This window comes from Microbulbifer halophilus (genome assembly GCF_026183675.1).
In the GTDB taxonomy this organism is placed as follows: domain Bacteria; phylum Pseudomonadota; class Gammaproteobacteria; order Pseudomonadales; family Cellvibrionaceae; genus Microbulbifer; species Microbulbifer halophilus.
In genome coordinates this window covers 57,618-63,617 of the sequence record NZ_JAPIVK010000030.1, presented here as the reverse complement: position 1 = coordinate 63,617, position 6,000 = coordinate 57,618, and the positions used below count along the sequence as shown (strand labels likewise).

The 6,000-nt window shown below is 55.0% G+C and carries 6 protein-coding genes; 1 reads left to right on the top strand and 5 read right to left on the bottom strand.

Annotated features, from left to right (window positions below; translation table 11 throughout):
* The 5 genes from OQE62_RS15060 to OQE62_RS15040 form a co-directional block, all read right to left on the bottom strand.
* On the bottom strand, positions 1–466 hold a 466-nt coding region (locus OQE62_RS15060), incomplete at its 3' end, for a hypothetical protein (RefSeq protein ID WP_265722870.1).
* Between the two features lie 93 nt (positions 467–559).
* Positions 560–844 (bottom strand): hypothetical protein, encoded by a 285-nt coding sequence (locus OQE62_RS15055; protein WP_265722869.1) that lies wholly within the window; start codon positions 842–844, stop codon positions 560–562.
* 605 nt (positions 845–1,449) lie between these two features.
* Positions 1,450–2,262, bottom strand: a complete 813-nt coding sequence (locus tag OQE62_RS15050; protein WP_265722868.1) for a nucleotidyltransferase domain-containing protein — start codon at positions 2,260–2,262, stop codon at positions 1,450–1,452.
* Positions 2,263–2,400: 138 nt separating this feature from the next.
* Positions 2,401–4,599, bottom strand: a complete 2,199-nt coding sequence (locus OQE62_RS15045) for an OsmC domain/YcaO domain-containing protein (RefSeq protein WP_265722867.1) — start codon at positions 4,597–4,599, stop codon at positions 2,401–2,403.
* A gap of 262 nt (positions 4,600–4,861) precedes the next feature.
* Positions 4,862–5,434, bottom strand: coding sequence for a tRNA-uridine aminocarboxypropyltransferase (locus OQE62_RS15040; RefSeq protein WP_265722866.1), 573 nt, complete (start codon positions 5,432–5,434; stop codon positions 4,862–4,864).
* Between the two features lie 2 nt (positions 5,435–5,436).
* Between OQE62_RS15040 and OQE62_RS15035 the strand changes: the two genes are divergently transcribed.
* Complete coding sequence (locus OQE62_RS15035) at positions 5,437–5,877, top strand: GNAT family N-acetyltransferase (protein WP_265722865.1); 441 nt, start codon at positions 5,437–5,439, stop codon at positions 5,875–5,877.
* Positions 5,878–6,000 lie beyond the last annotated feature (123 nt).

Genomic DNA, 6,000 nt, shown 5'->3' with positions numbered 1-6,000 from the left:
TTGCTCGCTGCATGAGGGAATTGCAGTTATTACTTGAAACCAAGCTTATCTGACTGGCTCCTATTAACCTTGCGTAAGCTTCATATGCCAAAAGAGACACTGGAAACATGTCATTGGCGAACAGTATGTGCTTATTAAATCGCTCAATAAAATCAAGACGAACGGCCGTTCCTTTGTAAGTTGGACGACCTAACGTCAGTGAGCAAAGTGTATTCCCATACCAAACAGACAAATCAAAGGCCTTTGGATAGAAAATTTTGTAGCGGCTAGAAAAATTCCAGTTCCAACTCACCACCCTATCTTGCGAAACGTCTATAGATCTAAAAGCAGCAAGTGCTTTATGATCTATAGACTCAAGATCTATTTTTCCAAGAAGTTGTCTCGGCAAATTTCTTGAAGCCATCTCACGTGATTGACGCCCAAGTTCTTCGTACTTACTTATTGTTTCAATGTGCGAAAGCTGCATTTCAATTCCTTTTTGATGCTTTCTGATTGTGGAAGTTAACAAATAGATCAAGGGTTATCTATTTGTGTAATGGCCATTACTCTCTTCCGCTAATCAGCCATAAGTCTCACCCTCTTCACATTCCATTGCCTCAGAGGAAACGCCTACGTAGCGGATTTGCTCATCTTCCATAGAGCTGGAGGCCACACGGATAATTTTTCTATCTTCGTCGTCAGACTCATCAAAATTGGCAGGGTCGAACTTCTTACACTTTTCTAGCTCTAGAATTTCCATCTTCTGATCTTCCAGATACTTCTCAAAGAGAGAGAGCGCTTCTTGCATGCTTGTAGCTGGAACAAATCCAGTGCCAATCATGTACTCCGAACCATCCTCGTTCATTGGGGACAGATCGTCGAGAGAGGCTTTATGGTAAATAAGCCATACCGATACACTTCCATCAGGTGCACTCCTTTTTTACGCCATGGACGGAATACTTCCGTGAGCCACATTTAAACAGATTGGTTTCGTAGCAAAAAGTCAAAAAAATCGACTCTGGCACCATTTATTCTTTCACTTTCGCACCAGAACTATCGGCCATTAACCTATTATCTCGCTAATGCAATAAAATCCAATAGAGAAAACTGATTCGGCCTGCGAGCGCAAAGCCTTGACTGCGCAGAAAGCTGCTTTATGTATTCGACAGAAGACTGATTTGTGATGGTATTGCGCTGTCAGGAAAAGAAGCTGCACTGAACAGCCTGTCGCAAGTGGTTCTGACCAGAACTGATCATGCAACATTAACCTCCACCGTCAATCGCACCTTCCTGGGAAAGGTGCTAATCGGATAAGCGCAGCGACATGCAGAAAAAGCATGGAGCGGCTTTCTGCCTTCGTCTTGCCCATCCTACCCAGCCGTCGCCACTCCGGCGAACGCCGGAGTCCAGAACGGGGCTGGATGTCACCCCTGTAGAAGCGAGTAGCTCGCCGTAAAAGTAAATTCGAAGTTATTCCGGACAGCTTCGTATTGAATTCCTGAAAATCACATTCAGTTCTTCGCGCACCTTTCTTCCCTCAAGAATATCCGGCCTGCCCTGCCCCTTGAATCTCTCCTCGTGGCTTCCCAATTCAGACGCAACAAAGCGATTGATACTCTCGATGCGCTCACCTTTTCCAAGCTCAGGCGTAACCCGCTTTTTCTCCAGCAACGTGGCTATATCCGCTTTTATTTCCTCAGGCGCGACCGCCTCGACAAGCCTGTCGAACTCCACCGGCGGAACGCCCATACCCGCCTGGATATACCGAATAGCCAGCAGCGGCCTCAGAACGTAGAAATACTTCTTGAGCTTTACCCGGGTTTTATCCAGGTGCTCCCGCGCGTTGTTTCTGGCCATATGGCTATAGTGATAGCAGAGCGCAATATCATTCATTGCCCCGGGAGCCAGTTTCCTAAGGCGATCCGCCAGATCGCCTCTATCGATATACCGGATTGGGCTGTTCAACCATTCCAGCAAAGCACCATTGGTGCGTGTAAATAGGTAAAGGGCTTTGCGCAGATCCCATCCGCTGCAGTCGATCTCATCGACTATCGGGTACTCGATCACATCCCTGCGGCTTTCCACATCAAACGACAGATACCACTCTTCCGGACGAACATAGATAAAGCGCACATCATAGTCGGAATCCGGGGATGCAAATCCCCAGGCCCGGCTACCGGATTCGCAGCAGTAAAGGATTTTTACATTGTGCTCCTGCTCGGCCGCCGCCAGCCTCCTGGAAATTTCCTTGCGGACACTCTCTTCTATCAACGCGATCTCCATGGTTTTTCAAATTTGCAGTTAATTTATCAGGAATGATCGCAGTTGGCATTAGCCCGTAGGAGCCTGCTTGCAGGCGAATAGTGGTCGAGTCCTGCCCCAGCCGCTCGCCTGCAAGCAGGCTCCTACAAGAGGAGGGGCTCAACCGGCCATTTTTGCGGCGCGCGCAGCATGCAGCTTTTTATAACTCTCAATCAACCGCAGGTGCTTGTCCAACCCCTCCAACTGCATATTGGTCGGCGTCAGGCCGTGGAAGCGCACACTGCCATCCACGGAGCCGACCACGGCCTCCATGGTCTCCTTGCCGAACATACGCCGGAAATTGGCCAGGTAATCGTCCAGCGCCAGCTCCTCATCCAGCACCACTTCCAATACCGCATTCACCGCCTGGTAAAAGAGCCCGCGCTCCACCGTGTTGTCGTTGTACTGCAGGAACATTTCCACAAGATCCAGCGCCTCTTCGTGCCACTGCAGCGCCAGGCAGATCAGCAGTTTCAGCTCCAGCACCGTCAACTGTCCCCAGACGGTGTTCTCGTCGAATTCGACACCGATCAACGTAATGATGGTCTCGTAATTGTCGATCTGGCTCTCTTCCAGCCGAACCACCAGGTCCTCGAGCTGTGCATCGCTCAGGGAGTGGAGGTTGAGGATATCCTCGCGGTAATCCAGCGCCTTGTTGGTGTTGTCCCAGACCAGATCCTCGGCCGGGTAGACCTCGGAGTAACCCGGCACCAGGATACGGCAGGTGGGCGCGCCCAGGTCTTCGTAGACGGCCACGTACACCTCCTTGCCCAGCGCCTCGAGAGTACCGAACAGGCGGTCCGCCTCGGTCTCGTTGCTATCCGCATGCTCGCCGGAGAAACCCCATTCCACGAACTGGTAATCCGCTTTGGCGCTGAAGAAGCGCCAGGAAACCACGCCGGTGGAATCGATAAAGTGCTCGACATAGTTGTTGGGCTCGGTCACCGCCTCACTACTGAAGGTCGGCGGCGGCACGTCGTTCAGGCCCTCGAAACTGCGGCCCTGCATCAGCTCGGTCAGGCTGCGCTCCAGCGCCACATGGAAGCTGGAGTGCGCGCCGAAGGACGCAAACACACCGCCGGTGCGCGGGTTCATCAGCGTTACGCACATCACCGGGAAGCGCCCGCCCAGGGACGCATCCTTGACCAGGATCGGGAAGCCCTGCTGCTCCAGCGCCGCCACCGCCTCGACGATATCCGGGTACTGCGCCAGCACCTCGCGCGGCACATCCGGCAGCGCGATCTCCTGTTCGATAATCTCCTTCTTCACCGCCCGCTCGAAGATTTCCGACAGGCACTGCACCTCGGCCTCGGCCAGCGTATTGCCGGCGCTCATGCCGTTGCTCAGGTACAGGTTCTCTATCAGGTTGGACGGGAAATACACCACCTCGCCGTCCGAGCGGCGCACAAACGGCAGCGAGCAGATACCGCGATCGGCGCGGCCGGAGTTGGTGTCGATCAGGTTGGAACCGCGCAGCTCACCGTCCGGATCGTAGATGGCGCGGGTGTGGTCGTCCAGGATGCCCGCCGGCAGTTCGTCCTCTGACCCCGGCGCAAACCAGCGCTCGTTCGGGTAGTGGACAAAATCGCTGTTGGCGATCTCCTCGCCGAAGTACTGGTCGTTGTAGAAGAAGTTGCAGTTCAGCCGCTCGAGAAACTCCCCCAGCGCCGAACACAGCGCCGCCTCCTTGGTGGCCCCCTTGCCGTTGGTAAAGCACATGGGCGAGGCCGCATCGCGGATATGCAGCGACCACACATGGGGCACGATATTGCGCCAGGAGGCGATCTCGATCTTCATGCCGAGATCCGCCAGCAGGCCGGTCATATTGGCGATGGTCTGCTCCAGCGGCAGATCCTTGCCCTCGATAAAGGTGCGGTGCTCGCTGTCCGGCTGCACCATCAGCAGCGCCTGGGCATCCTCCGCCAGGTTCTCCACCGTCTCGATCTGGAACTCGGGCCCGGTCTGCACCACCTTCTTGACCGTACAGCGATCGATGGAACGCAGAATGCCCTGCCGATCCTTCTCCGAGATATCCTCCGGCAGCTCCACCTGGATCTTGAAGATCTGGTTATAGCGGTTGTCCGGGTCGATAATATTGTTCTGCGACAGTCGGATATTGTGGGTGGGAATATCGCGCGCCTTGCAGTAAACGCGAACAAAGTAGGCCGCACACAGCGCCGAGGACGCCAGGAAGTAATCGAACGGACTGGGCGCCGAACCGTCGCCCTTGTAGCGAATGGGCTGGTCGGTGATGACCGTGAAGTCATCGAACTTGGCTTCGAGGCGGAGGTTATCGAGGAAGTTGACGTTGATTTCCATTGCGGGACTGTCTCGCTGGTGCGGGGCTGGAGGCTGCGGCAAGCCGTAAACTGAGGCGCGCATTATCCAGTTTTAGCCCCACCGCGTCTCCCCATCCATACACCCCAAGCCAGCCTCCCCCTTTCGTCATTCCGGCGAAGGCCGGAATCCAGGGAAAAGCCCCGGAGCGACGAACCCTGACACCGAAGCCCTCCGGTCTCGAACCCGGATGGCCCACCAGTCAGCCCGTAGGACGTGCCAAGCGCAGCGTGCCCATCCCCCTCTAGAAGCTCCGCTTCTGCAACGAAACCATCCTCTCAAACGGCCCCAGCATGCCCTCAAAATCTCCCTCCGGCTCCAACTGCCCCATAGCCACCACAATACTCTCCAACGTAGACAGACTATTGGCGAGCGAAGAGCGACGAATCTGGTAATTGGACCGTAACTCCCCCTCAAAACTGACCCGCGGCAACCGCTGCAGCCTCGGATGGAGGTGCAGCATCTTCTTGGATTTCCGCCAGCTGGCATCAATCACCACCAACCGCTCCAGCGCCCGCGCCTGCACACTGCCGGGCTCCACCTGCTCCACTTCCGGAAGCCAGTCCAGCGACGGATAGAGCAAGGCCGAAGGGGGTTCCAGCAGCCGCTCCAACTCCGCCTCAGACAGACTCTCCGCCACCACCAGCTCACTGTTGTCCAGACACAGATACGCCATACGCCCGGTATTGAACGGGTGCTTCTGTTCCAGCGGGTGCTGTATGATCAGCACCTTGATCCGATTGGCGATGTGGACCAGGGCGCTGCAGTAACAGACCTTCAGTGGGCGCTGGCAAGTGGGGCAGATTTGGCGCGGCATAGATGAGTAACAATCCAGATTTCTTGGCGCACTGGCTCTCGGAGGCGGAAATACCGCTGGCCAATAAATTCTACCGCACGCACAAATTTCGCGGCAAAGCGCGGCGGCATGATCGCTGTGTGGTCATAAGGGATGCGGTGCAACAGATTATTGCCTGTGGTTGTCTGAGACAGGTAGCAGATGCTCAATTGCTGGCGGGGGTGGCTGTGGCGCCGGGCCACCAGGGGCAAGGTGTCGCCCGCCTACTGCTCGAGAGTATGGGGGAGGCTTTTGGCGATCAAACTTTCACCTTTCCCTATGCGCACCTGGTGCCGTTTTATCGGTCTTTGGGGTTTGAGGAGGAGGATACTGACGGGCTTCCGAGTTCGATTGTTGACCGATTCAGTACCTATCGGCGACAGGGGCGCGATATTGTATTGATGCGCTATCGAGTGCGCCGATAATCGAATACCAATCAGAGCTTGCCGCCGCATTTTAAGCGCTCAGCACCCCACCCACCCCCTGCCGCTAGGGTCCAAACACGAACAAAAATTATACAACTAGTGTATTTATAGTCCAACTTCTCA